Genomic DNA, 23,508 nt, shown 5'->3' on the forward strand with positions numbered 1-23,508 from the left:
CTCCTTCCAATGCGCCGGCGGAGGACTCGAACCTCCTCATCATGAGATGGACCGTTTCCGGCACACTTGAGCCTGATTATCCGTACGTTACAACTAATTTCTTAAAGGAGTTATGCCTAGCAACGGCTAGCCAACCAATTATCGACTCAAGAACAATCAGTCGGCTATGCACGCGTTACGCTTTGAGCGCTGACCATGATGCCCGCGTGCTATCTATGACCCGATTTGCGCTACACTTCAGGTTTTCAATTGTGAGTATCCAAACCCGTCAATGCTTGCGTTCTCAAAGTCAAAGACTAATATCTTTTTTTTCGCCCCGGAGCATATAGGGGCGATGGACCCTGCAGGGCTCGAACCTGCGACCGGACGGTTATGAGCCGTCTGCTCTGCCGACTGAGCTAAGGGTCCGTGCCCATGGCAAATGCAGTGTTTGGTTTGCCATGGTGTGATTATCTGATAATGTCCTGCCAGTCATAATCGATGTTGACCATCGGCACTGGCTTGACTTTTTTCGTAGTGCCCAGAATGGCGACATTGAAGTAGTTCTTACGCATGACAACCACTTCAACCGGAACACCGTACTTTCTCGCAAACAACGAGAACTTGAGCTTGGACTTAGGGTCTATGGCATACTCGGTATATCCGTTCTTGACGTCATATACATGCTTGATTGAGCCGTTCTTGTCATACACCACGAAATCGCTCTTATATACCGTCTGACGAAGCTTGACTAATTCCAGAGGGAATGTCTCAAGCAACGTAAATCGTTCCTGTGTGGTAAACTGGTAGCCGCTCGGCTTAAGATAAAGCTGATAGAAGCTTGCTTCCTTCATCGAATCAAATTTAAGACCGTCGATGACAACCTTTTTTCCAAAGTGTGAAGCCGCATGCGTTCTTCTGTACATAACAATCTCCTATCCGTAAAGTTGATTCTTGAGAGCTTCGATATCTGACAAGGTTTCGCTCATGTTAATGCCTGCGTTCTGCTTGTTCGCCAAGTCATCGAAGTTCTCCATCGTTTTCTGATTTCCTGGTTTAGCGTGTTTTGATTTAGATGTTCTGTTGTTTTTGTGCTCTGCCTCCAGTGCTTCCGCATCAGCAAGTGTGCGTGCTTTTCCTTCCCACTGCCGAAGTACCCCACAGACGAACTTCCAATTTCTAACGTTTTTCGCAAGCGCAATCTGCATAGCCTTGATTATGATTCCACCAGGCTCTTCAGACTGGCTGCTCCACTCGTCGTACGTATGTCTCAATTCTTCCGCCATGTAGCTGTTAAGCAGGCCGAAGTTGGTCTTATAAAAGTCGACTACTTTGGCGAAGCCGCCGCAGCCGGTTGTCTGTTTCTGCTGATCCTCTATGTTAACTAAACTAGTATCAACGACTGCGTTTTCGTTTAAGTTAGTATTGTTTTGGTTAGTACTTGTTAGTGTTCGATTATCCAATGTAGGATAATCCAATGTAGGTTTATCCAACTTTGGAAAATCGAACATAGGCTGTTCAGACAAAATCCACTTGCTTTCACGAAGAATTCCTTTATCATCCCTGTTTCGATATCGTTTAAGATATCCGTGCTCTTCTAACTCCTTTAGCCCCGCTCTGAGCGAAGCCCTTCCGTCAGTAGAATGCTTCAGAACCTCAACTTCGTAGAAATCCCATGAATCACTTTGGGACCACAAATAAGCAAACAAACCCTTTGCCTTCCAACTCAGTTGGGTGTTATTAAGCACGCCGTTATTGATGATTGTGAATCCGCTGCGCTTCATCTTCTCCACTCTCATGACTATCTCTCCTTCCTTTCCGATTCGGGCATCCCACCCGTCCGGTGTCATACGGCCACTGCCCAAGCTTCCTTACTCAACTTCAATATCCGCAGCACTTGTGAACGCCGTGATTTGCTTCGTCGCCCTGCAGTACTCGCAATGACCGCACCGCTCCGGTTCAGCCCTGCCGGCAATCAGGTCAGCTATATGATCCTGATGTTCCTTGACGTCTTCCAAAGCCTCCTTGAGATACTCCTGATCCTGTTCGGAATTGAAACTGAAAGCGTCATGGTCGCATGGTGTCTGCTTTGACACCGCGAAGATGAACGGCTGGCACTCAACGCCAAACGTCTGCTTGATGAGCTCGGTGTATACCGCCATCTGAATGTAATATCCGTATGCCTTGATGAACGGCACCTTGCGACGCTCATCCTTGTCCCAGAACCCCTTGTGAATGTCTGCCGTGGTCTTGATGTCGCAGAAGTACTGCTTGTCAAGATTGAGACTGTCGATTTTACCCTTCCACTGATGGCCGAAGATATCTCCAGTCACAATCACTTCCTTTTCGCCGACACTGTACAGGTTATTGAACACCTGATCAGCCTCCAGACACTTAATCATGTTGTCGCCGACCTTGTACGGAGCACGAAGCGCACCGCTTTTGGTCATCATTGCGTCCTTGTTTTTCTCGATAAATGCAGAGTGACTGGTCTCGCTCTCAAAGTAGCTGTGCACGTAGTTCCCTACGAGCAGAGCGGTAGGATCCATGACGGGCATGTATTCCCCGTTCAGCTTGGCCAGCGCAAACGCCTCGCACCGCCTGAAGTCCTTGTAGAGCGACGTACTCATGTAGTCAAAGCTTGTCGCGTTATCGTAGTAGTTTTCCGCTGTAAGTTCCATTTTTCATTCTCCTTTTGAGTATTCTTCTGCCGGATTGAACAAATCTACCGGGCGCGGTTCGCGTTGGAATTCTTCCGTTTCCTGTTGCTGAACGTGTTCCGGATCCATCGCCTGTGCAATCAGGGCGTCAGCCTTGTTCTTGGCCTTGCTGTTTTCGGTCGCCTGCACCTGCTTCTTTGTCTGCTGCATCTGCATTTGTCCGTCGTCATCTTCCGTGTAGAGCGCCCCGAGAGTTTCCGGGAACGCTTCACGCAGGGCATTCACGATGGCCGTCTTCCGGATCATCGTTGCCGGCATGGTCTTCCAGGTTGACTGACCTTTGGAAAATTCACTAAGCGAAATCTCAACCCTGACGGGAATATCCCTGTCTTTGCGGTACACCTCACACCAGCCGCCGACAAGCTGATCAAAGTCCGGTACTGTAAAGGCACCGTTGCGGAACTCAACCCCGTTGTTATTCACAACAATTACGCCCGCTTTAAGGCCGTTGTACTGAGGATGAGACTCAGCACGTTTCATGAAGGCCTCTTTCGACGTGATAAGCTGTGCGGGCTTATCTCCGAATTTGACAATGAAGGCCTCATTCAGGAACGGATTAAGATGCTGAAACTTACACAGGTTAAGGAACATCGCAATTTCCTGTCCGGTAACTTCTTTGGAATTGCCGCGGACAAGATAGTCCCTCACGATGCTTGGAGAAAGTGTCACGTCATCGCCGTTTGCCTTGAATGTAATGCTTCTTTGTGTTTGTTGCTTCTGCAATTGATTCATTTCCATTTTTATTTCCTCCCAAAGTGTGCTATACTTAGCACGTGTTAATTCTGTACCGCCCTTATATCGGGCGGTTTTTTAGTATCCTAACTTGTCCAGTTCTTCGAGCATGTCCCACAGGTCCTGCCTTACCGGTTCCCATTTCCGCCAGTCTTTATAAGTCAGCTCATCCAAGGCACAAAGCAAGCTATACGGTTTCTTGGCTTGCTTCACGAAGGCCTTAACAATTTCCTCCGGTTCTTTAGGCTGTTCGACTCCCGTCCTAGGGTCAATCATCAGACAGGCATCTTTCTTGTATTCCATTTACTCACCTCCCTTCAGTGCAGCTTCAAACAGATGCAAAGAGCGTCTGTCCAGTCTTTCAAGGCTGTCCATCAACTCGGACCTGTTCCACGCCGTATCAAGTGACTGTTCAAGTGACCAGTCATCATCTGGCACAATATCGCCCACGGTGTACTGCTTGAGGATTCTGTTCCTCGTCTGTTTAACTCCTGCTAAAACGTTCATTTTTTGTTCCTCCTTTTAAATACTAGATAAGGCGTTCATAGGCCTTACATAAATCACCCAACGCCGCTATAATCCGCGCTTCTTCCAACGGTTCGTGCGGTGCTTTCAATTCATCAACTAACACGCTGATTAAGTTCAGCGTTTCTACTTTCAAACTCATAATAATTCCTCCTGCTGGTGTTATAATTGACCCATCTCCTTGTAGAAAGGAGGTGAGATCATATGTCTCAAATTTCTAACGAGCAATTAGCCCATGATTTAGCCGTTGCGGTTGTCTCTGCACAACTTTCCAAGGAAGATAACGTATCTGCAGGCATTTCAGTTATCAGTAAGTACGAAGAAGCCTACGATACTCTCCTCGGTTTACTCAATAGGACTAGATAAGCCGTTTATATGAAAGTGATTGAGAATTAGTTTTTCAACCACTTGTAGAGCCTGATTAGAATTGCCTTTTTAATCAGGCTTTTTGTCCCTTCAGTTTCCTGAAGAAGCAAAACCTTTGTTTTTGCTTCTTCATCTCGAAGTCGCATTTCGTTGTCGGTATGTTCAAATCCAAATGGGTCCTTTGCATTCATTTCTTGTTTCTCCTTTTCCTTATAGTTTCAATTACTTCGATTTTCTTAAACACCTTTTCAAGCATTTCGTCTCCGTACGTTTTTTTTGTGATGTCTACCAGCTTTTTGGCATCCTCACCGCGAGCTTGCGTTTCTAGGATACAAAACGCTGCAATGTAAGCTAGCAACTCTTTTACTGCATCGGGATCATTGACATGTGAAGTTACAGCGGCAATGAGCCATGCACTATTTTCTGTTTTCCATTTCGTATTACTAGCCATGGCAAGCAACAAACCCATGGTACTGGCAGGCACCATGACGGCCTTTTCCCCTTTTATTTCCATTTTTATTACTCCTATTCGCAAATTTTTTCTTCCCAGTCAATTTTCGGGAAGAATTCCTTATACCACTTCTTAGCCCCGGTAGACAGGATTACAGTTCCTGTTCTCCCGCCACTTCCCTCCTTTAAGGTGCACCAGCTTTTGATTTCGCTGATGTTGGGCTTGAGGAGGCATTCTTTAATCCATGTGACATTCTTTGGGATATCCAACTCCCGTTTGAAATCAGCGACGGACCACGTTTTGACCTCTTCAGCCTGCCGCTTCAGGTCTTCATAATCGACCCGATTGACCAAAACCATGTCCTTTGGAATAGTTATGGTCACTTCAGCTTTCAGATTCTGCATGCCAATCCCTCCTCTCCGACAAACTTGTTTACGAAATATACTTGCCCTTTGCCTGTAACCTTAGGCGTCTTGGTAATCGTTACATGGCCATCGCTATGAGTAATGGCGTTTTCCTTGATCTTGAACAGTCCCAGTTCCATCGCCCGCTGAGTCGGCATGTTATAGCTGGTACCTTTTTTGCTGATGAGATAACCGTTATCTCTCAGCCATCTGAACATTCTGTTCTGCCCCATCGATACTCCATTCTGATGCAGAATCTTGGCCAGCTCGCCAACAAGAATCGGTGTGTCGCTCGTTGACACTGCATCAGCAAACAGCGCCTTAGGCTTCATCTGCTCAATTTGAATATCCTTCCGCTTGAGTTGTTCAGCGGCTTGTTGAAGTAAATCAGCAAGCGACCCTTTATCAGTCACGATTGAAGCCGCTTTCGCATCCGTCATGTATGCTCCGTGCTTACGAATTGCAGGAAGCACCTCCGACGTGACCCAGTGTTTGAATTTCTTGGCATCCGGTAATTTGCTTGATAAAATCAAGCTGTAAAGACCCGACTCATTGATAATTGTGGTTTGTTGTGTTCCTCCAAGGGTGTAACATTTCGTTACCCCCTTATCTTCACTGTCTACATGATCAGCAATAGCCTTGCGACTGTTTGAGTACCCTAGCACTTCTGCTACATCTTTTCCGACAAAATAAGGTTCCCCTTCGATTGTCAAGGCTCTGATTTGTCGGCCTTCAAAACTAAAATTCTTTAATTCATTCATTTAAAACATCCTTTCTAGGAAAGCTTAAAATCAGAGATGATTTTTAATATCACCCTATTCACTTTCGGCAAATCCGTGTTTCAATTCATTCAATACGGTTAAACCGTGTTATGTTTAAAAAATTAATATCGGCATAGCCGATATTATAAAGCCTCTGAATTCTATCGATTTCAACAACATTTGGAAAAGACAATCCTCTTTCCCATTTGCTCAAGGTTCCAGGATTAACCCCAAGCTCTTTTGCAGCGTCTTTTTGGGTCATTCCCTTGGCAACGCGAAGAACCCGCAATGTAGGCCGATTATCAATTGTCACTTGCTATTCTCCTTCCTAGAATAATTTAAGTGCCAAATCAATTAGATTCAGCAATGCTATACCTATCAGCAATCCTAAGGTAATTTTATCTTTTGTCTCTCTTTTCATGTTGAATAAGGGGTCCTGTCAAGGTATACTAAAGCCTGGGGGATTTCTCCCCTGACTTTAGTATTTGTTTTAGAAGAACCAAGAATGAATCTTGTCAATCACTTCCAGAATGAATGTTCCGACCGTTATTCGAAACACCCATTCTTTTTGACATTTTTCTTTCTCCTGGTTCTTTTTTTCTGTCCTTTTCAAGAACCGTATCCTCCTTTCTAAGTTATTAAGGTCTCAATCAACCTTACAAATATAGTTTAACACGGTTTAACCGTGTTGTAAATACTAAAACCGTGTTTTTTTTACTTTTTCCGTGTTTTTTTGCCTAAAACACGCTTATAATGGTATTGAGAAATACAATAAGGTGGCGAAGAAACATGAGTGCAAGTAAAGAAGTGATGGCTGCTAATATCCAATCTGAACTGGACAAGCGGGGGCTTAATGCTAAAGATTTTGCCGCTACTTTAGGGTTCAAATACTCAACAGTTTTAGACTGGTTACATGCTAAGACATATCCAAGAATCGACAAAATAGACAAGATGGCTGAATACTTTGGGATTGATAAATCAGATCTAGTAGAGTCTAGAAAAAATAAGGATAAAAAGCCCTCCAATGTCGAGTTGTCCGATGATGACGTAATTATGACATGGCGAGGTAAGCCGTTGTCTGATGAAGACAGAGAGCTAATTAGACGGATCATGAACGGGAAATAGTGAAGTGTTGAGGTGATTAAATTTTGGATACAAATGAAGTACACACATTGATTAACGCACTGAAAAGTATTGTTGATGAGAATAATGGTATTATCACTATTCCTGATTATGGGACATACGGAATTCTGAATTTAAAAGGCACGAATTATAACTTTTACTTTGACTTAAACAGGCAGGGACACCGATCACCTAAGTGTACGTTTCAGCTCAGGGAGACAAAGCACAAATCTGATGTTTTGCTAAGAGTGGATTTATTCGGCCGCCCTCATATAAATCCTATTGGCAACTATAAATATTCAGGTCAAGAAATTCCTTGCCCTCATATCCATTTAGCTGATTATAAAGATTTCGGAATTTCTGTTGCAATACCATTGTCAGACCCTTTAGCAAGTATTAAACTTGGGAAAAGTGGAACGGATGATCTCGTCGATTGCTTAAAAAAAGTTTTACACAGAATAAATGCTGCTAATTATAAGTATTTTAGATATAACGAAAATAAAAACTTAGAAATTTAAAAAAGAAAAGGAGGTAACCAAGCATGGAATCAGAAATATTAACAATACAAAAACTAAAAGATGAATACTTCAAGTGGGCTACAGAAAAAATCCAATTCTCCGAACTAGATGGCTGCATTGAAATTAGCACGCCGTTTGTTGATATGTATAATGACCGGATAACAATTTACATTGTAAAAATCAAAAATGGGTATTGCCTGACAGACGATGGTTACACCCTTGACGAGTTAAGCATGCTTGGTATTAAGTTTTCAGGTAAGTATTCTAAAAGGAGAAAAACTTTCGATAGAATCTTAAGAAACTTCGGCGTTAAGCAATCAAACAACGAATTAACAATAGATATTTCTTCCTTGGAACAATATCCAGGCGCACAATTAAGACTCGTTCAATGCATAATCAAAGTGTGTGATCTTCTTCAAACATCAAGAGAAAAAGTTGCCGATTTATTTTATGATGATGTAGCAAACTTTTTCCTGGATAACGGAGTGCAATTCAGTTCCGATGCTAGTTTTATTGGGAAAACTGGAAATCCAAACAGTTTTAACTTCTTAGTGGGAAAAAGTAAAAAGAAAAAAGAACAGGCCATTCAAATGGTAAACAACCCCTCTACCACAGCATACACTTCTCCGCTTCTCAGTATTATTGATGTTCGTGAATTAAGGCCAGATACAGAATTCTATGTCTTGGCTAATAATGAAACAAACACTATATCGGATAAGTTTTTAGCGGCATTTTCGAACTACAATATCGTTGTTCTCCTTTGGTCGGAAAAAATGGAATGGTTGTCTAAATTTCAAGTAGTTGCTTAGGTAAAGATGCAATCGAAAGAAATATATCCCCTGGGCCTACTTAAGTTTAAAACGAAACGAGATGGTACTGTGAATGAATTGACTCAATGGCTACTTAATTTTGCATTCAGCCATGGAATAGGATATACGCTGACTGGAGAGCTGCCACCTGATGTTCCTTCATGCGCAATTCCCGCCAGACAGGCAATAATTATCAATACCAACTACGAAAAAAAGGAACACATCCCTTTCATCATTGCGCATGAGATAGGTCATGTTCTCAATGGTGATTCTGGCACGTGCTACTACTCAACATATGCTGCCAGGAGCAAGTATGAAGCAGCAGCCAACAGGTTTGCAATCGGCTTGATCAGACGCTATGCAGAATCTAAAGGCGACAGCTCTTGCAGCTACATAAAGTTTGCCGAGACTTGGTGCATCCCTTCTGACCTATACGAGAACGTCAAGGAAGAATTCAACAGATATTGAGAAAAAACAAGGAGATGCCTACAAGCTTGAAAATGAGCTTCACAGATATTTCGACAAGTATAAAACAAGGTCAACAATCATAAAGAATTCTATAAGGTATCTATTTCTGAAATTAAGAAGAAACTTGCAGAATACAAAGAATTAACCGTTGACTTCAACGAGGAAGCTGATGCCGAAGAATATAGACGCAGCTTGGAATTAGCTGCTGAAGAGTTAGTAATAATATAAAATTTTATCGGATATTATATTTGTCAGACTTAGATAATATCTTAGATTTAAATGATTATGACCAATGATTCTATGTTATTAAAAGATAATCTCAAAATAGTTTTAGGAGTTATTTTATATGTGGATAAATAAATTAACTTTACATGATTATAGAGCCTTCAAAGAAGAATGTACTATAGAATTAGGTAAGAATATCACTGTTATAGCTGGTATGAACGGGATAGGCAAGTCTACTATTTTAGCTGTCTTGACTAATGTCGGCGAGTTAACAGGACAAAAGACTATAAATGGTTCAATTTTTCGTGGCGATTTTGCTGATATTATCATGTATGATGAAAAATTTGATACAGCCGGCGATAAAGCTAGCGTTTATTTTAGTGATTTACCTGCAAACCTAGAAAAATATAAAGCGGCAAAGAAAATTAATTTTAGAGCTAGTAGGCATAAAGCTTCGAAAAAAGAAGTTAAGTACAAAAAAATAAGTGATTCTAACTATTATTCTAAAATAAGTAAAGAAATCAATTATGTAAGATATAGACTTATTCCTAAAAGATCAAATAGTAGTACTGCCAAAGTAATATGGCCATCATTATATTTAGGTTTATCTAGACTAGCGCCCATTGGAGAATATGATTCAGCAAATACTAAAAATATTCCTAAAAGTATCTCTGATGAAATCTTAGCAGTACATTCAGAAATCTTATCTGAAGAGCTTGAATTAGATACTACTACTATGTTAAACGTCGACGTTGGAACTAAACATGCGAAAGCAACTATCAATTCTCAAAATTATGGATATGCTTCAAATTCAAATGGTCAAGATAATACTGGTCAAATCATAGAAAGTGTCCTATCATTTCAAATTTTAAAAGACAAGCTAGGAGATGACTATATTGGTGGTATTTTGGCAATAGATGAGTTAGATGCAAGCCTACATCCAGCTGCTCAAAATAGGCTTTTTGATTGGTTACTAAAAAAATCATTGTCTTTAAATCTACAAATAGTTTTTACAACTCATAGCCTTACTTTACTTGAACATATAAGCGATTCACGCTTTAAAAACGAAGATGTTATTGTTAATTATTTACGTTGTTTTACTCCCGGTAGCATAAAAGTCACCAAAAATCCAATTAAACAATTCTATAGGTATGATCTCCAAGAAACTTATTCAAAAATCCTTTCCGAGTCTCAACACGTTTCGGTCTATACTGAAGATGAAGTATCTAGAATGTTTTTAAAGAAAATTATATCAATGATGAAAATGGAAAAGGATTTTTCTAATATGAAGTTTTTTGATTTTAATATCAGTTGTAACTCTTTAATAGCATTAGCTGATGAAGATTATAGAACTTTCGAAACACATTTATTTATACTTGATCCTGATTTAAGTTTAGAAAATGATGATTCAAGTTTAAAAGAATATATTAGTAAGAGAAGTATTGTCAATTTTAAAGTTAATCAACTAATATCAAATGTTTTTGTCTTACCAGGAAATACTTCCATAGAAAAGATGATATGGGAATATGTAAACAACCTAGATAGTAATCATAAACTATTTGACGACATTTATCTTAGCAATTCAGGTATTAATCCAAAGACCATTAAAAATATGAATAACGGACAGGATACTGACAAGAACTTTTATAAACATTGGTTTACAGATAACAGTATCTACATTGACTATTTTATGAAATATTGGATTAATGATCATGAGGCCGAAGTAAAGAAATTCTGTAGCATCTTAAAGAAGTCATATGATAGAATTATTAATAGTTTAGGAGATAATAGTTAATTGTGATTTCTGTTATTTCTCTGAGAGGTGATGAATATGCCAGTAACGAAGTCCCCATTGCGTTATCCAGGAGGGAAAACACAGTTAGCAAGTTACGTAAAGCACTTATTGGATATTAATAATACACATAAAACATATATCGAGCCCTTTGCTGGTGGCTTTGGTGTAGCACTTGAATTACTGTTTGATGGTTCCGTTGAAGAAGTAGTTCTTAACGATTATGATTCTTCAATTTTTGCTATTTGGAATTCAATTCTCAATAATTATGATGATTTTAAGAACTTGCTTATTAATACTCCCATAACCATCAACGAATGGCATAGGCAACAACAAATACATTTAAAATTTAAAAATAATCCCACCTCTGTAGAAAACGGCTTTGCAACCTTCTATCTAAACAGAACTAACCGAAGCGGCATTATTAAGGCCGGTCCTATTGGTGGTTTAAATCAAGCAGGCAAATATAAATTAGACTGTCGTTTTAACAAAGAAAGCTTGCTTAAAAAAATTGAAAACATTCATGATTTCAAAGAAAAAATCCATATTTATAATTTAGATGCCAATGAGTTTATTGCTAATAATTTGAAACAGTATGACCATCATAGTACATTTATCTTTTATGATCCCCCATACTTTAAACAAGGTCAAAATTTGTATCTGTCTTTTGTAGACCGAAATGACCATTCAATATTAGCTAATAACATTCTAAAGTTCAGTAATAATTACAAATGGATAACAACCTATGATTTAGAGGAGGATATAAGGCATTTATATTCACCTTATGTTAAAGCTTATAAGTATAGTCTAAATTACTCGGCCGGAAAAAAACGTAAATCAGAAGAGTATCTTTTTGCCAATAATAATACATTAGTCGATTCATTTGATAAGGTTAACCTCTTGCAAATCTAGTATTAAACCCGTCGATTTTGACGGGTTTAAAAATACGTCTAAGGGAACATAAGTTTTTATTTATGAAGGAGGAATTATCATGGCATCTATAACTAAATTAAACGATAAATGGAGAGTTCGTGTGTCTTGGTATGATTCCACTGGAACAAGACGATTCAAATCTAAAGCTGGATTTTCCACGAAAGCTGAAGCTAGCCGATGGGCCAGATCCATGGAGATAAAAAAAGACGATTCGACAATCACCGATAAATCTGTATCGTTCGCGCAGTATTTTGACGAATGGTTCCGAACATACAAAGAAAACAAAATATCTTACATCACGGCCGGTAAATATAGGGTAATTCAATCTAAACTCGCCGAGTTTTATGGTTCTAGGAAAATTGATGAAATTACACGCAGAGATTACCAGAGGTTTATCAATGAGTACGGAGCTTACCACGCCCCTGAATCTGTCAAGAAGACCAACTCCATCATCAGATCGTGTGTCAAGTCCGCTATTCTTGACGACCTGATCACTAAGGATTTTACACAGAACGTTGAACTGGTATGGAATTCTGACAGAGAACACAAAGTCGATTATCTTAATGTTGATGAAATAAACAAGTTGGCTGCATACCTTGAAAGTAAGTTAGACCCAAGATATACCAGCTACTATATGATTTATACAGCTATCATGACCGGAATGAGGTTACAGGAAATAGCAGCGCTGACATGGGACGATATCAATTTCAACTGGAAGACGATTGACATCAATAAAGCCTGGGATTTTGTGATGAAGAAGTATATCCCAACCAAGACCGAATCATCAGCCAGAATCATCAGGGTTAACAGCAAGCTGCTTGATATCATCGCTCAGCTAAAATTCAATCACTCCGAAATGGTATTCTGTAATGCTTCTGGAACTATACCTACATCGGCAGGGTGCAACAAAACGCTTCGGAAGTCTTTGCAGCAGTTAGGCATAAATAAGCCAAGCTATCACTTCCATGCTCTTAGACATAGCCACGTTGCCCTGCTCTTATACAAAGGTGTGGATATATACGCCATCAGCAAGAGACTAGGCCATTCTGATTTGACAACAACTACTCGCAGATATGCGTACTTAATCGATGAACTGAGACAAAAAGCGGATGACGACATCGAAAATATCCTTAATAATGTTGGAATCGAGACAAGCCATCGGATAGCAGAATAGTATCAAATTTTGAACCTTGGTGACACTTTGGTGACATTTTTCCTTATAAACGTTGATATATCAATATATATCAAGCCGGTAAGTGGCTTTCTTATAACATTTTATAATGATTTATGATTTTAAAACACCGTTAAGTCGGTGTTTTATTTTTTTATGATTATCTGTGATTGTTTAAAGTGTTGTCTTGTTGTCCGTAACCTTGGGGATGGATTTTTCTTAAGAATTTTTATGCAACATTATGAATACAAGACTCTGTCAAAATGCAGAGCCTTTATTTTTTGCACAAAAAAATACCCCCGAAAAACGGGGGTGCTCTGGTTCTGGCGCAGTTGCCAAACTGGTCAGCTGCTGTCAGGACCTGCCTGGGTATTTTCACACAACGTTATAATGCATCAATAACTAAGCCGGTGTCCAACAAAAAGAGCCTCATCTAAAGCTCTTCTTTCATTAATTCAATTTCTTGAATAATAGCTCTAGTTTCTAATACCAAAGCATATTTTTCCATAGCCTCTAATTGTTCTTCTAACAATTCATCCTTACAACTTAGCTTAAATTCTAGCTTATCTGCTTTAGCTAATACAATCATTCGACGTAACTTACTAATTCTAGTTGTTAATTCTAAATATTCTTGTTTCATTCTTGATTTGTAATCATTCATTTTAATTCTCCTTATAAAAAAGACGGCTATTGCTAGTCGTCTAATACTAATCCTTTATTTTCAAACTTTTTGTACACATCAATGTACAATTCGTTTTTATCTCCGTTATATGTTAATTCATAATACATACCATCAAACAATGTAGTTGATAATAAAGCTTTATTACTTTGTAAAACCTTAGTTAACCAAACTACATAAACATCATCTGAACTAATCTGTTTACCATCTGTTTTATCTAAATGATCATTAGTATATTTAACCACTTCATTTTTACATATATCTATAAATTTTCCATTATCCATAATTTCCTCCAAAAATAAAAAGCACCCACATTATTTATGTGAATGCTTAAGCTTTGTAAAAGTTAACAATTTGACCTACATTTATTTTATCAGTTTTGTCTACTACAAATGTATTTCTATCTGAAATAGGTACACCTGTAATAGTATATGTTTCACCATTAATTTTTGCTTTATCGCCAATCCATATTTCTTCAGGCAATTCTTCGTTAGTGATTAAAACTGTGCTTTTAGGAGCTGAAAACTTATTAATAATTTCTATTTTTTTCATTTTTCAATCTCTCCTTCCAGTATTGCAAATTAGCCTTAGTTTCTAAAATTTCTTCTTTAGGTATATTATATAAATTTTTTACTGATAATAAATAATTTTGGGCTTCAATTTCAGCCTTATATCTAGAAACATTTGTTAAATCTATCTTGCCATCTCTAAATTGCTTAACATGATAAAGTTCTTCTAAAACTTCACTTATAGTTGGCTTGTTTTTTAATGCTATAAGATCTTCACTTAGTACAATGGCATTTGCCCCTTTCTTTTTTAAATAAGCTTCTGCTTCAGCGTCCTGCCAAACCTTGCCACCGTTCTTTCTGAATTCAGCTATTAGTTTACGTTGTTTTTCTTTATTAATGGTAACTCGCTTTTCAGTATTTTTCTTTCTCTTTAATCTAGCTACTTCAACATTACTCTTTTCATCTTTCCAGTATGCAGACAGTGCGCACCGGCAGTTCGGATGCGCAGGCAGTGTAGGCACGTCCTTGACGCGATATACACACCATCGTTATGCCTGGCATACTCTGCACACGTCGGACACGCCTTTGGCTCTGCAGTCCACTGACACCGCTCAACGCCGTAGTGGTTAAAGGGCATAAAAAAAGACGGTTGGCCCGTCTTGAATACTATTTGCTACTTGTCATCTTCGTTATCTTTGTCATTCGTTTTTGCAGGTCTCAGTTCTTCCGGCAAGTCTTCATCTTTTAATTCCTTACCGTATAGCTCGCTCAAAAACTTTTTTGCCATCTTCTTATACTCTTCTGAGTGCTTAAGGGGTTTAAGGTTCATTACAGTTTCAAAATCAGCGTCATGCCATCTTCTGTCAGAATGAGGTTTCTTATTCATTTTCTACCACCTCTATAATCGGAACTGATTTATTATTTGAACGTTCCTCTAAGTAGTATTTTAGACTTTATAATGATGATTTTCTGGCAAATAAAACTTCCTTTTCTCCGGTTTCATCATACTTTCCTAATACATCCCCCCTATTGCAATTTTTTGATTTCGTATTATCTTTTTAAAGTTCCTTACACAATCTCTGTACTCACGAAACAAAATAAGTCTCAATAGACTTATTAATCAATTTGGAGCTCCAATTCTCTAAGATCGAGTGATTAAGAACTCTCTTCAAACTTACTACACCAGAAACCGATAAGACTATTCACCACCGTTTCATGATAAAATTGTCAAATTAATTTTTTACAAAAAAACAGACTTAGTTGTTACTTTATTTCTTTAATATTACGTAATTATTAAAAATGGGATTTTAAGATGAAAAAACACTGACAAAATACTTAAAATGAATTATATTATATTCGTGACATTCAAGTCACGACAGGAATATTTATAAGGGGGCATTATCATGACTCAAAACGAAGATGAAGCAACGAAAGAATTGCTTCGACGATTTAAGGAGTACCATTGCGAGGACTCATTGGCAGAGCTGTTTGCAAAATACAAGCCGTTGGTTATTAGGGCGATCAATTCGTTTCATTTCAGAACTTTGGATCGGGACGATTTGCTTCAAGAGGCTTATATTATCTGTTGCTCTACGGCTCTCAGCTACAATCAGACAACGACGAAAGCAACTTACGGCTGCTATTTCAAGGCTAGCCTGTATAATCGGCTGACGACGTTGAAGCGTGAAGAAACGGCTAATAAACGCATGGGAAACGTGCTGGCAGTTCCGCTCGATTCAATCTGCGGCGATGACGATTCATTTATCTCTGAAAATACTTTCAGCGAACTTGAAGCCAAAATTGCGCTTGAGCAGGTAATGGCCAAAATGCCCAGGCAAATTAACGTCTTTGGAAAGTAGCGTTTTGGTTGATTGGCTGAATACGATCTCAGTTAAAGAAACAGCAAGAAATTTAGGGATTTCCGATCAAAAGACGTATAATGCCTTGAACCGCTGCCGTAAGAAACTGTCCTCGCTTGTGGACTGGTAGCTTTTAGCTTCCTGCATCGAATAATGCTAAAGGAGTCTTGAAGAAATTTAAGGCTCTTTTTGTTTGCTGAAAAATTCAGAGTTGATTGAGCCTTTTAATTTTTGATTTCACTTTGCATCACATCCCAAAATTTTCGTAACAAAAAAGCAATCAGGACCAAACCTCTTAAGTCCTGATTGCCAAATGATGTTAATGTCTTATGCCGAACATGTCGCTTATTCGGCATGGGCAGCCGCTTTGCAAGCCTCATTGACTTTTTCAGCTGCCATGCGCCCTTCGTGGATGCCCCAAATTACAAGGCTCGGTCCACGGCGAGCATCGCCTGCGACGTAAACTTTTTCGTCATTTGTCGTATAATCGTCGTTAACCTCAGTTACGCCGAATTCATCCAAGAATTGCTTTTGTGCTCCCGTAAAGCCCATTGCCAAAAGCACAAGATCAACCGGATGCTTTTCTTCAGTTCCCGGAACGGGCTTGAAGAGTTGCGCATGACATGTCGTCACGCTTGAAACGTGCCCATCGACGCCTTCAAACCCAACTGCCGTGGTTTCATACTGAGTCAAGACGCCTTCAAATAATTCGTTGGCTTCTTCTTGACCGTATCCCGTCTTGGCAACGCGTGGCCATTGAGGCCACGGATTATCAGCCGGACGTTTTGAAGGCGGACGCCGAGTAATTTCAAGCTGCTTGACATCTGCCGCACCTTGTCTGATGGCCGTTGCAATGCAGTCGTTGCCCGTATCTCCACCGCCGATGACCATGACTTTTTTGCCTTCAAGTTCTTTGCTTGCCTTGGTCCCGTTTTTCAGAACGCTCTTTGTCGCATCGGTCAAATAGTCGACTGCAAGACGGACGCCTTCCAATTCGCGTCCAGGAACGTTCAAATCACGCGCTTGACGGGCACCAATCGCAAGAACGATTCGTTGATACTTGCGTTTCAATTCGTCTCCGGAAACGTCGATACCGACCTCGGTGTTCAAAACGAATTTTACTCCGACTTCTTCCATGATTTTGACACGACGAGCAACGATTTCTTTAGGCAATTTCATATTCGGGATGCCATACATCGTCAATCCTCCCGGATGATCGTCGCGCTCATAAACGGTCACGTCATAGCCAAGCTGATTCAATCGCCATGCGCAGGCCAATCCTGCCGGACCGCTTCCGACGACTGCAACCTTGATTCCGTTGCGATGCAAAGGAATCCCACTTTCCTTGACCCAACCGTTCGCATAAGCCGTTTCAATGATATAGCGTTCGTTGTTTCTGATTGTAATGCCCTTGCCGTTCAAAGCCTCATTGCAAGCAACTTCGCAAGGCGCAGGACAAACGAGTCCGGTAAATTCCGGGAGCGGATTTGTCAAAGTCAATCTTTCAAAAGCATGCTTGTCTTCTTCACGATAGATCAGATCGTTCCACTCAGGAATCAGATTATCATTCGGGCAGCCGCTGACTGCGCGCCCACCGGAATAAAATTGGCCAGCATGACAGTGAGGAACACCGCAATTCATACAACGTGCTGCTTGTTTTCTGCGTTCTTCGACTGAAAGAACGTTTTCCATTTCTTCAAAATCTTTGATACGTTCAGCAACCGGTCGAATCGGATTGTTGACACGCGGATATTTCATAAAACCAAATGGATCTGCCATAATTCAATTCTCCTTTTCTACCTGGATGCCGTAATAATATCGAAAGCCTTTTGTTCAAGTTGATCCTTAGGCGTGCCCTTCTTGGCGCATTCTGCCATGATCTCATTGATATGACGATATTCCTTAGGATAGACCTTGACAAAGTTTTCTTGTTCTTTCTTCCAGTTGTTCAACAGGCTCTTGGCCTTTTCGGAACCGGTAAACTTCACATGTTTTTCCAAAATTTCCTTTAAGACGGAATCATTGCCTTTTTCATTAAGCTTGAACAACTCAATCATATCCATGTTGCAGTTTTCCTCAAGCTTCTTTTCCGGATCGTAAACATAGGCAACCCCGCCGGACATTCCAGCACCAAAGTTGCAGCCGGTTGAGCCAAGAACGACTGCAATGCCACCGGTCATGTATTCGCAGCCATGGTCACCGATGCCTTCGGCAACAACCGTTGCACCGGAATTGCGAACGCAGAAACGTTCACCGGTTCGTCCGTTGAAGTATGCTTCACCACCAGTAGCTCCAAAGCAGGCAACGTTTCCGACAATCGGAGCGTTGCTGTAAATCTTCTTCGCCTTGGCGGGAGCCTGAACGATTAAACGTCCGCCGCTCAATCCCTTGCCGACATAGTCATTTGCTTCACCGATGAGTTTAAGCTCCAAGCCTTGCGGCATGAACGCACCGAAACTTTGACCGGCAACGCCTGTATATTCAAATTTAAGATGCCCGGCAGGAAGACCATTGTTACCGAAACGCTTGGCGATCCAGCCACCGATTCTCGTCCCGGCAGCACGATGAATATTGTTGATTGAAGACTTGAGAACAACCGCCTTCTTTTCTTGAATTGCGCTTTCCGCAAAGGCATTGAGGTCTGGCCACTCTGATTTTGGAGCAAACGGATCTTTTGATTTGCGTGAAATTCCGATCGACGTTCCGAGCAAGCGATCGAAATCAAGCGATTTTGCCTTGCCCTTGGCAACAAAACGCGGTTTCAAATGTTCCGTATGTCCAACAAGTTCATCGACCGTGCGATATCCAAGTTCAGCCATTTCTTCGCGAAGATTTTCGGCCAGGAAACGCATGCAATTTTTGATATCTTCCGGCTTGCCATTAAAGAATTTGCGCAAACGGGGATCTTGCGTAGCAACACCGGTAGGACAAGTATTTTTGCTGCAGACGCGCATCATGATGCAGCCGATTGAAACCAACACAAGCGAACCAAAACTGAATTCTTCGGCACCGAGCATGATTGCAACGGCAATGTCGCGACCCGTCATAAGCTTGCCATCAGTTTCAATCGTCGTACGCTGACGCAGATTGTTCAACGCAAGCGTCTGATGAGCTTCTGAAATTCCCATTTCCCATGGAAGTCCGGCATCGCGCACGGAAATTAGAGGAGCGGCACCCGTGCCGCCGTCATACCCTGAAATAACGACTTTGTCCGCACCGCATTTGACAACGCCCGTCGCAATCGTACCAACGCCTGTGCTTGATACAAGCTTGACAGAAACGGCAGCACTAGGATTGATCTGTTTCAAATCATAAATAAGTTGCTTCAAATCTTCAATTGAATAAATATCATGATGAGGCGGAGGAGAAATCAACCGAACGCCGGGAACCGATCCACGAACCTCAGCAACCCAAGGGAAGTTTTTAGCACCAGGAAGCTGTCCGCCTTCACCAGGCTTGGCGCCTTGAGCAACTTTGATCTGTATTTCCTCAGCACTCATCAAATATTCAGCATTAACGCCAAAACGTGCTGATGCGACCTGCTTGATGCGACTGTTGATGTCGCGTCCGTCAGGCTGTTTCTTGAAACGATAACGATTTTCGCCGCCTTCACCGCAGTTGCTCTTTGCGCCGAGTTCGTTCATCGCTTGAGCGATGCATTCATGTGCTTCTTTCGAGAGCGCACCGAAACTCATGGCCCCAGCCTTGAAACGCTTGACGATTTGGCTGACTGGTTCAACTTCGCTCAAAGGAACGGGATCTCGATCTGATTCGATATTCCACATCGATCTGAGGGTGGAAGGATGCGCCAATTCCTCATCGTGCATCAATTTTGCGTATTCTTTGTAAAGCTTGTAGTCGCCCGTCTTGACCGCTTGTTGGAATTTATACATCGTCATCGGATTGAACATGTGATGTTCGCCTTCAAAACGATACTTGAAACTGCCATCAGTCGGAAGAGCATCATTTGCCTTTTCGCCAAATGCAGCTTTGTAGCGTTCAAGATACTCCTCTTCAATTTGATCAAGAGTCAACCCGCCGATACGTGAAACCGTACCGGTAAAGTATTCGTCAACGACTTCTTTTGAAATGCCGACAGCTTCGAACAATTGGGCACCCTGATAGCCAACAATCGTCGAAATACCCATACGGCTCATAATTTTAATGATTCCTTTTTCAGCAGCCGAACGATAAGCTTCTTTCTTGTCGGAGAGGTCATAATAATCAAGCGTTGCGTATACGCCGTAAGGATGAATCGCAGAAGCCCCATATCCCAACAACGTTGCATAATGATGCACTTCGCATGCTTCACAAGTATCAGCAACAATTGACACCAAACCGCGTTTGCCTTTTCGAACAAGGTAATTATTCAAGCCTGAAACCGCTAGAAGAACCGGAATAACCAAATCATCACGCGTTGCACCGCGATCCGTGACAATCAAAACGTTGCATCCGACATCAACTCTGCTTTCGGCATCACGGAACAAATCTTCAAGAGCCTGTTGCAGTCTGTGCGGGCGTTCGACATTGCTGTAGCATAATGAGACCTCTCCAGTCTTGAAGCCGCTCTTGCCGTTTAAATGACGCAATCTTTCAAATTCTCCGTTAACGAGCATCGGAGAATCAATCTTGATTTTTTTGGCATTTTCCGGAACATCTTTGCAAATATCTCCGTCAGCACCCAAGTACATTTCAGTACCAATCATCTGTTTTTCACGAATTGCATCGATCGGTGGATTCGTGACTTGCGCAAATTGTTGCTTGAAGTAAGTAAACAATGACTGCGGCTTTTCACTCAAAACAGCCAACGGTGAGTCAAATCCCATTGAAATAACAGGAACTTCGCCATTTTGCGCCATCGGAATGATGGAATCACGAATAATGTCCTCCGTATATCCATGACGACGCCAAAGAGTCTTCAATGCATGCTTGGAAAGGTGTTCAACGATATCTGCTTCTGGCAATTCATTGAGTTTGACCTGCTCGTTTTCGAGCCATTCGCCATAAGGATGCTGAGTTGAATAGTATTCCTTGATTTCTTTGGTGTTGTAAAAACGTCCTTTGGAAGTATCGACCAAGATCATTTCTCCTGGACCCAAGATTCCTTTTTCAATAATATCTTCAGGTGCAACATCGTAAACGCCTGATTCAGAAGCAGTAATCAAAAAGTTCCCTTTTACCAGACTGTATCGAGAAGGACGCAACCCGTTTCGATCCAAAATGGCACCAACTTGCGTGCCATCGGTGAAACAAAGAGCTGCAGGACCGTCCCAAGGAGCAATGAATGACGAATTGTATTCATCGAAGTCTCTTTCTTCCTTTGGAAGATTCATCTTATCGCTCCAGGATTCAGGCATCATCATCAAAAGCGCTTGCGGAATATCACGACCATTGCGATACAAATATTCCATGCAGTTTTCCAATTTGGCAGAATCAGAGTCTTCTTCATTGTAGACTTCAATATTATGACTCTTCATCCAATTTTCGGCACGCTTCAAAGTGTTGATTTCACCGTTGTGCGCAATAAAACGGAAAGGTTGCGCACGACTCCAGCTAGGAAAAGTATTGGTTGAAAAACGAGAATGAGTCAGCGCAATCGCAGAACACATGTCAGGATCATGTAAATCAGGATAGAATTGACCGACTTGATAAGCATGAAGCATTCCCTTGTAGCAAAGAGTCTTGCTTGAAAGGCTGACAATTGCAAATTCATTTGAAGAATATGTCTTTTCAAGGTGACGTCTCAAATGATACAGACGATCTTCAAAAGGACGCCCTGCTTCGGTATCGGCCGGACGCTGAATAATGACTTGTTCAAATCCAGGCATGGCCTTTTGCGCGGTAGGTCCGCAATTTTCATAAATGTACGGAACGTTTCGCGTCGCCAAGACTTTAAATCCTGATGCCGTAATTTCTGCCGTGACTGAGCCAAGCATGGCATTTTTTTCTTGTTCTTTTTGCGGCAAGAAAAACATGCCAACAGCATAATCTCCTAGGCTCGGAAGCGTAAACTCTTGTTCTTCAGCATATTTTTGAAAAAACTTGTCAGGCATAGCAAATAAAATACCAGCACCATCTCCAGTATCAGGTTCTGAGCCAGTACCGCCGCGATGATTCATTCGACTAAGCATGACAAGTGCTCGTTCAATGAGTTCATGGCTCGGCTTACCGTCAATCTGGGTAATAAAACCCATGCCGCAAGCATCATGTTCATAGCCATGACAGTACATTGTTTTGCTTTCTTCTGTCATTTCAATCCCCCACCTCGTACAAATTCAAAGAAAAATCTTCTCAAATTAAATCTTTCTAACTTATATCTAATTTAAGCGAATAAGCCCTAAAAATCAAGGCTTTTTCTTTAATCGTTCGCATATGGCCTAATATAAAGCCATTCAAAGTCAATGTAAACGCTTTTAAGCGAACTAAAAAAAGAATCTAATTGAGATTTTCTCTCAATTAGATCACGTTAACCAAACTCATCTTAAATTCTTTAAGTTTTAACAACTAATTGCTTTTATATAAAAAGAAATACGTGAAAATATCATCGGATAATTAAGCAAAATCAATATACAATATTCTTTTAAATGGAAAATATTCATGCTGTTTAACGCTACGCGCCAAGCTGGCAAATATTTATGAATAAGACATATTCAACTGATGTCGCCTGCATTTTGCGCAAAGCCTAAAAAAGTCCCGTTTCTTACTTTAATTAAATGAAATACCAAACGAAAAGGCGGTCTATTTTCGATTGAATTCGTAAAGCGTTGCTTTGATTTTTTGCATGCAAAAAACTATCTTATTAAAATAACGTTGCACAACCATTTCAGCTAAAATTTTATTCGGATTTACGGCAAATGCTCTATTTTTTCGATGTGTCCGTAAACGGCAGTAGTTTTGCCAAAAGCATCGCCCGATAAATCAGCGCGCCAAGCTCTCAGTCAAATTTACTGCCAAACTATTTTCGACTATTTCCATCATAGAAGACGACCGTCATATATAAGAAAAAAACCGGATTAGATTTGCAATTGATTACAAATCACCCGGCTTTTTCGATTTGAGGCCTCGTTTTCCCCAACCTCTTGCTTTTCGTATAGCAACGTCTTACCCTCGCAGGGGGCGATCCCCCAACTACTCTCAGCGTTACGAAGCTTGACTTCTGTGTTCGAAATGGGAACAGGTATATCCTTCGCACCATAATCACTATACTATAAATTCTTCATACCATATATCAAGGTACAAAAAAAGCGGAAGACGGGATTCGAACCCGCGACCCCCACCATGGCAAGGTGATGTTCTACCACTGAACTACTTCCGCATAATGCATGGCAACGTCCTACCCTCACAGGGGGCGATCCCCCAACTACTCTCGGCGCTATGGAGCTTGACTTCTGTGTTCGGAATGGGAACAGGTATATCCTCCATGCCATCATCACCACACTATTTTCCTTGAGAAAACCTTGTTCTCTCAAAACTAGACAATATTCA

The 23,508-nt window shown here is 40.8% G+C and carries 29 protein-coding genes, 2 tRNA genes and 2 rRNA genes; 9 read left to right on the plus strand and 24 right to left on the minus strand.

What is annotated here, in order from left to right; genetic code table 11:
- Positions 1 to 335: 335 nt before the first annotated feature.
- The 8 genes from BMZ95_RS06460 to BMZ95_RS11170 form a co-directional block, all read right to left on the minus strand.
- Positions 336 to 408 (minus strand) — tRNA-Ile (locus BMZ95_RS06460).
- 41 nt (positions 409 to 449) lie between these two features.
- Positions 450 to 905 carry a DUF1064 domain-containing protein gene (locus BMZ95_RS06465; protein ID WP_046922179.1) on the minus strand — a complete coding sequence of 152 codons (456 nt, stop codon included), beginning with the start codon at positions 903 to 905 and terminating at the stop codon, positions 450 to 452.
- A 9-nt stretch (positions 906 to 914) separates the two neighbouring features.
- The gene (locus tag BMZ95_RS06470; protein WP_052750349.1) at positions 915 to 1,778 is read right to left on the minus strand and encodes a DnaD domain protein; all 864 of its coding nucleotides are present in this window, start codon (positions 1,776 to 1,778) and stop codon (positions 915 to 917) included.
- Between the two features lie 72 nt (positions 1,779 to 1,850).
- Positions 1,851 to 2,660, minus strand: coding sequence for a PD-(D/E)XK nuclease-like domain-containing protein (locus tag BMZ95_RS06475; RefSeq protein ID WP_046922178.1), 810 nt, complete (start codon positions 2,658 to 2,660; stop codon positions 1,851 to 1,853).
- 3 nt (positions 2,661 to 2,663) lie between these two features.
- Positions 2,664 to 3,437: a phage recombination protein Bet gene (bet, locus tag BMZ95_RS06480; RefSeq protein WP_225354900.1), complete on the minus strand. Its 774-nt coding sequence runs from the start codon at positions 3,435 to 3,437 to the stop codon at positions 2,664 to 2,666.
- A gap of 72 nt (positions 3,438 to 3,509) precedes the next feature.
- The gene (locus tag BMZ95_RS06485) at positions 3,510 to 3,734 is read right to left on the minus strand and encodes a hypothetical protein (RefSeq protein ID WP_046922177.1); all 225 of its coding nucleotides are present in this window, start codon (positions 3,732 to 3,734) and stop codon (positions 3,510 to 3,512) included.
- Positions 3,735 to 3,938 carry a hypothetical protein gene (locus BMZ95_RS06490; protein ID WP_046922176.1) on the minus strand — a complete coding sequence of 68 codons (204 nt, stop codon included), beginning with the start codon at positions 3,936 to 3,938 and terminating at the stop codon, positions 3,735 to 3,737.
- Between the two features lie 22 nt (positions 3,939 to 3,960).
- Positions 3,961 to 4,098, minus strand: a complete 138-nt coding sequence (locus BMZ95_RS11170) for a hypothetical protein (protein WP_155400489.1) — start codon at positions 4,096 to 4,098, stop codon at positions 3,961 to 3,963.
- A gap of 62 nt (positions 4,099 to 4,160) precedes the next feature.
- On the opposite strand from BMZ95_RS11170, the gene BMZ95_RS11270 reads away from it, so the two are divergent.
- Positions 4,161 to 4,322, plus strand: a complete 162-nt coding sequence (locus tag BMZ95_RS11270) for a hypothetical protein (protein ID WP_164477213.1) — start codon at positions 4,161 to 4,163, stop codon at positions 4,320 to 4,322.
- A gap of 26 nt (positions 4,323 to 4,348) precedes the next feature.
- Here the strand turns inward: BMZ95_RS11270 and BMZ95_RS11175 are convergent, their stop codons facing one another.
- The 6 genes from BMZ95_RS11175 to BMZ95_RS11595 form a co-directional block, all read right to left on the minus strand.
- Positions 4,349 to 4,513 (minus strand): hypothetical protein, encoded by a 165-nt coding sequence (locus BMZ95_RS11175; RefSeq protein ID WP_155400488.1) that lies wholly within the window; start codon positions 4,511 to 4,513, stop codon positions 4,349 to 4,351.
- Positions 4,510 to 4,836: a hypothetical protein gene (locus BMZ95_RS06495; RefSeq protein WP_143454973.1), complete on the minus strand. Its 327-nt coding sequence runs from the start codon at positions 4,834 to 4,836 to the stop codon at positions 4,510 to 4,512. The genes BMZ95_RS11175 and BMZ95_RS06495 overlap by 4 nt, the downstream gene beginning before the upstream one ends.
- 11 nt (positions 4,837 to 4,847) lie before the next feature.
- The gene (locus BMZ95_RS06500) at positions 4,848 to 5,177 is read right to left on the minus strand and encodes a DUF771 domain-containing protein (RefSeq protein WP_046922174.1); all 330 of its coding nucleotides are present in this window, start codon (positions 5,175 to 5,177) and stop codon (positions 4,848 to 4,850) included.
- Positions 5,165 to 5,938 carry a phage antirepressor gene (locus tag BMZ95_RS06505; protein WP_046922173.1) on the minus strand — a complete coding sequence of 258 codons (774 nt, stop codon included), beginning with the start codon at positions 5,936 to 5,938 and terminating at the stop codon, positions 5,165 to 5,167. Before BMZ95_RS06505 ends, BMZ95_RS06500 begins: the two co-directional genes overlap by 13 nt.
- Positions 5,939 to 6,023: 85 nt before the next feature.
- On the minus strand, positions 6,024 to 6,251 hold the full coding sequence (locus BMZ95_RS06510; protein ID WP_046922172.1) for a helix-turn-helix transcriptional regulator: 228 nt from the start codon (positions 6,249 to 6,251) through the stop codon (positions 6,024 to 6,026).
- A gap of 177 nt (positions 6,252 to 6,428) precedes the next feature.
- Entirely contained in the window at positions 6,429 to 6,551 is a 123-nt protein-coding gene (locus BMZ95_RS11595) for a hypothetical protein (protein ID WP_263850152.1), read from the minus strand.
- Positions 6,552 to 6,727: 176 nt separating this feature from the next.
- Between BMZ95_RS11595 and BMZ95_RS06515 the strand changes: the two genes are divergently transcribed.
- The 7 genes from BMZ95_RS06515 (at position 6,728) to BMZ95_RS06550 (ending at position 12,979) form a co-directional block, all read left to right on the plus strand.
- On the plus strand, positions 6,728 to 7,063 hold the full coding sequence (locus BMZ95_RS06515) for a helix-turn-helix domain-containing protein (protein WP_046922171.1): 336 nt from the start codon (positions 6,728 to 6,730) through the stop codon (positions 7,061 to 7,063).
- Positions 7,064 to 7,086: 23 nt separating this feature from the next.
- On the plus strand, positions 7,087 to 7,578 hold the full coding sequence (locus tag BMZ95_RS06520) for a DUF6978 family protein (protein WP_046922170.1): 492 nt from the start codon (positions 7,087 to 7,089) through the stop codon (positions 7,576 to 7,578).
- A gap of 23 nt (positions 7,579 to 7,601) precedes the next feature.
- Positions 7,602 to 8,387, plus strand: a complete 786-nt coding sequence (locus BMZ95_RS06525; protein WP_046922169.1) for a DUF1828 domain-containing protein — start codon at positions 7,602 to 7,604, stop codon at positions 8,385 to 8,387.
- 69 nt (positions 8,388 to 8,456) lie between these two features.
- Complete coding sequence (locus BMZ95_RS06530; protein WP_046922168.1) at positions 8,457 to 8,855, plus strand: ImmA/IrrE family metallo-endopeptidase; 399 nt, start codon at positions 8,457 to 8,459, stop codon at positions 8,853 to 8,855.
- A 346-nt stretch (positions 8,856 to 9,201) separates the two neighbouring features.
- Entirely contained in the window at positions 9,202 to 10,875 is a 1,674-nt protein-coding gene (locus BMZ95_RS06540; protein ID WP_046922167.1) for an AAA family ATPase, read from the plus strand.
- Between the two features lie 36 nt (positions 10,876 to 10,911).
- On the plus strand, positions 10,912 to 11,784 hold the full coding sequence (locus BMZ95_RS06545; RefSeq protein WP_046922166.1) for a DNA adenine methylase: 873 nt from the start codon (positions 10,912 to 10,914) through the stop codon (positions 11,782 to 11,784).
- Positions 11,785 to 11,863: 79 nt separating this feature from the next.
- Positions 11,864 to 12,979, plus strand: coding sequence for a site-specific integrase (locus tag BMZ95_RS06550; protein WP_046922165.1), 1,116 nt, complete (start codon positions 11,864 to 11,866; stop codon positions 12,977 to 12,979).
- A 430-nt stretch (positions 12,980 to 13,409) separates the two neighbouring features.
- Here BMZ95_RS06550 and BMZ95_RS06555 read toward each other — a convergent pair whose 3' ends face one another.
- From BMZ95_RS06555 to BMZ95_RS06575, 5 genes are all read right to left on the minus strand, one after another.
- On the minus strand, positions 13,410 to 13,637 hold the full coding sequence (locus tag BMZ95_RS06555) for a crAss001_48 related protein (RefSeq protein WP_046922164.1): 228 nt from the start codon (positions 13,635 to 13,637) through the stop codon (positions 13,410 to 13,412).
- A 32-nt stretch (positions 13,638 to 13,669) separates the two neighbouring features.
- Positions 13,670 to 13,939: a DUF6275 family protein gene (locus BMZ95_RS06560; protein WP_046922163.1), complete on the minus strand. Its 270-nt coding sequence runs from the start codon at positions 13,937 to 13,939 to the stop codon at positions 13,670 to 13,672.
- 46 nt (positions 13,940 to 13,985) lie between these two features.
- On the minus strand, positions 13,986 to 14,207 hold the full coding sequence (locus tag BMZ95_RS06565; RefSeq protein WP_022280858.1) for a PTS glucitol/sorbitol transporter subunit IIA family protein: 222 nt from the start codon (positions 14,205 to 14,207) through the stop codon (positions 13,986 to 13,988).
- Positions 14,185 to 14,685 carry a hypothetical protein gene (locus tag BMZ95_RS06570; protein ID WP_046922162.1) on the minus strand — a complete coding sequence of 167 codons (501 nt, stop codon included), beginning with the start codon at positions 14,683 to 14,685 and terminating at the stop codon, positions 14,185 to 14,187. Before BMZ95_RS06570 ends, BMZ95_RS06565 begins: the two co-directional genes overlap by 23 nt.
- A gap of 152 nt (positions 14,686 to 14,837) precedes the next feature.
- Positions 14,838 to 15,050 carry a hypothetical protein gene (locus BMZ95_RS06575; protein WP_046922161.1) on the minus strand — a complete coding sequence of 71 codons (213 nt, stop codon included), beginning with the start codon at positions 15,048 to 15,050 and terminating at the stop codon, positions 14,838 to 14,840.
- 517 nt (positions 15,051 to 15,567) lie between these two features.
- Between BMZ95_RS06575 and BMZ95_RS06580 the strand changes: the two genes are divergently transcribed.
- Positions 15,568 to 16,023, plus strand: coding sequence for a sigma-70 RNA polymerase sigma factor region 4 domain-containing protein (locus BMZ95_RS06580; protein ID WP_039121108.1), 456 nt, complete (start codon positions 15,568 to 15,570; stop codon positions 16,021 to 16,023).
- 345 nt (positions 16,024 to 16,368) lie between these two features.
- Here BMZ95_RS06580 and BMZ95_RS06585 read toward each other — a convergent pair whose 3' ends face one another.
- The 5 genes from BMZ95_RS06585 to rrf (BMZ95_RS06610) all read right to left on the minus strand — a co-directional run bounded on the left by BMZ95_RS06585 (position 16,369) and on the right by rrf (BMZ95_RS06610) (position 23,460).
- Complete coding sequence (locus tag BMZ95_RS06585; protein WP_046922160.1) at positions 16,369 to 17,802, minus strand: glutamate synthase subunit beta; 1,434 nt, start codon at positions 17,800 to 17,802, stop codon at positions 16,369 to 16,371.
- 17 nt (positions 17,803 to 17,819) lie between these two features.
- Positions 17,820 to 22,274, minus strand: a complete 4,455-nt coding sequence (gene gltB / locus BMZ95_RS06590; protein ID WP_056990428.1) for a glutamate synthase large subunit — start codon at positions 22,272 to 22,274, stop codon at positions 17,820 to 17,822.
- Positions 22,275 to 23,111: 837 nt separating this feature from the next.
- Positions 23,112 to 23,228, minus strand: a 5S ribosomal RNA gene (gene rrf / locus BMZ95_RS06600).
- Between the two features lie 38 nt (positions 23,229 to 23,266).
- Positions 23,267 to 23,338, minus strand: a tRNA-Gly gene (locus BMZ95_RS06605).
- Positions 23,339 to 23,343: 5 nt separating this feature from the next.
- Positions 23,344 to 23,460: ribosomal RNA gene (gene rrf / locus BMZ95_RS06610) — 5S ribosomal RNA — on the minus strand.
- Between the last annotated feature and the right edge of the window lie 48 nt (positions 23,461 to 23,508).

It is taken from the genome of Ligilactobacillus ruminis DSM 20403 = NBRC 102161, from assembly GCF_900113455.1.
Lineage (GTDB): Bacteria > Bacillota > Bacilli > Lactobacillales > Lactobacillaceae > Ligilactobacillus > Ligilactobacillus ruminis.

Excerpts from the sequence above, each read along its gene's own strand:
- BMZ95_RS06555 (WP_046922164.1), bottom strand. The coding sequence starts at position 13,637 with ATGAATGATTACAAATCAAGAATGAAACAAGAATATTTAGAATTAACA.
- BMZ95_RS06495 (WP_143454973.1), bottom strand. The coding sequence starts at position 4,836 with ATGGAAATAAAAGGGGAAAAGGCCGTCATGGTGCCTGCCAGTACCATG.
- BMZ95_RS06545 (WP_046922166.1), top strand. The coding sequence starts at position 10,912 with ATGCCAGTAACGAAGTCCCCATTGCGTTATCCAGGAGGGAAAACACAG.
- BMZ95_RS06580 (WP_039121108.1), top strand. The coding sequence starts at position 15,568 with ATGACTCAAAACGAAGATGAAGCAACGAAAGAATTGCTTCGACGATTT.
- BMZ95_RS06470 (WP_052750349.1), bottom strand. The coding sequence starts at position 1,778 with ATGAGAGTGGAGAAGATGAAGCGCAGCGGATTCACAATCATCAATAAC.
- BMZ95_RS11170 (WP_155400489.1), bottom strand. The coding sequence starts at position 4,098 with ATGAGTTTGAAAGTAGAAACGCTGAACTTAATCAGCGTGTTAGTTGAT.
- BMZ95_RS06540 (WP_046922167.1), top strand. The coding sequence starts at position 9,202 with ATGTGGATAAATAAATTAACTTTACATGATTATAGAGCCTTCAAAGAA.
- BMZ95_RS11270 (WP_164477213.1), top strand. The coding sequence starts at position 4,161 with ATGTCTCAAATTTCTAACGAGCAATTAGCCCATGATTTAGCCGTTGCG.
- BMZ95_RS06505 (WP_046922173.1), bottom strand. The coding sequence starts at position 5,938 with ATGAATGAATTAAAGAATTTTAGTTTTGAAGGCCGACAAATCAGAGCC.
- BMZ95_RS06490 (WP_046922176.1), bottom strand. The coding sequence starts at position 3,938 with ATGAACGTTTTAGCAGGAGTTAAACAGACGAGGAACAGAATCCTCAAG.
- BMZ95_RS06465 (WP_046922179.1), bottom strand. The coding sequence starts at position 905 with ATGTACAGAAGAACGCATGCGGCTTCACACTTTGGAAAAAAGGTTGTC.
- BMZ95_RS06585 (WP_046922160.1), bottom strand. The coding sequence starts at position 17,802 with ATGGCAGATCCATTTGGTTTTATGAAATATCCGCGTGTCAACAATCCG.
- BMZ95_RS11175 (WP_155400488.1), bottom strand. The coding sequence starts at position 4,513 with ATGAATGCAAAGGACCCATTTGGATTTGAACATACCGACAACGAAATG.
- BMZ95_RS06525 (WP_046922169.1), top strand. The coding sequence starts at position 7,602 with ATGGAATCAGAAATATTAACAATACAAAAACTAAAAGATGAATACTTC.
- BMZ95_RS06485 (WP_046922177.1), bottom strand. The coding sequence starts at position 3,734 with ATGGAATACAAGAAAGATGCCTGTCTGATGATTGACCCTAGGACGGGA.
- BMZ95_RS06475 (WP_046922178.1), bottom strand. The coding sequence starts at position 2,660 with ATGGAACTTACAGCGGAAAACTACTACGATAACGCGACAAGCTTTGAC.
- BMZ95_RS06550 (WP_046922165.1), top strand. The coding sequence starts at position 11,864 with ATGGCATCTATAACTAAATTAAACGATAAATGGAGAGTTCGTGTGTCT.
- BMZ95_RS06500 (WP_046922174.1), bottom strand. The coding sequence starts at position 5,177 with ATGCAGAATCTGAAAGCTGAAGTGACCATAACTATTCCAAAGGACATG.
- gltB (WP_056990428.1), bottom strand. The coding sequence starts at position 22,274 with ATGACAGAAGAAAGCAAAACAATGTACTGTCATGGCTATGAACATGAT.
- BMZ95_RS06565 (WP_022280858.1), bottom strand. The coding sequence starts at position 14,207 with ATGAAAAAAATAGAAATTATTAATAAGTTTTCAGCTCCTAAAAGCACA.
- bet (WP_225354900.1), bottom strand. The coding sequence starts at position 3,437 with ATGGAAATGAATCAATTGCAGAAGCAACAAACACAAAGAAGCATTACA.
- BMZ95_RS06575 (WP_046922161.1), bottom strand. The coding sequence starts at position 15,050 with ATGAATAAGAAACCTCATTCTGACAGAAGATGGCATGACGCTGATTTT.
- BMZ95_RS06515 (WP_046922171.1), top strand. The coding sequence starts at position 6,728 with ATGAGTGCAAGTAAAGAAGTGATGGCTGCTAATATCCAATCTGAACTG.
- BMZ95_RS06560 (WP_046922163.1), bottom strand. The coding sequence starts at position 13,939 with ATGGATAATGGAAAATTTATAGATATATGTAAAAATGAAGTGGTTAAA.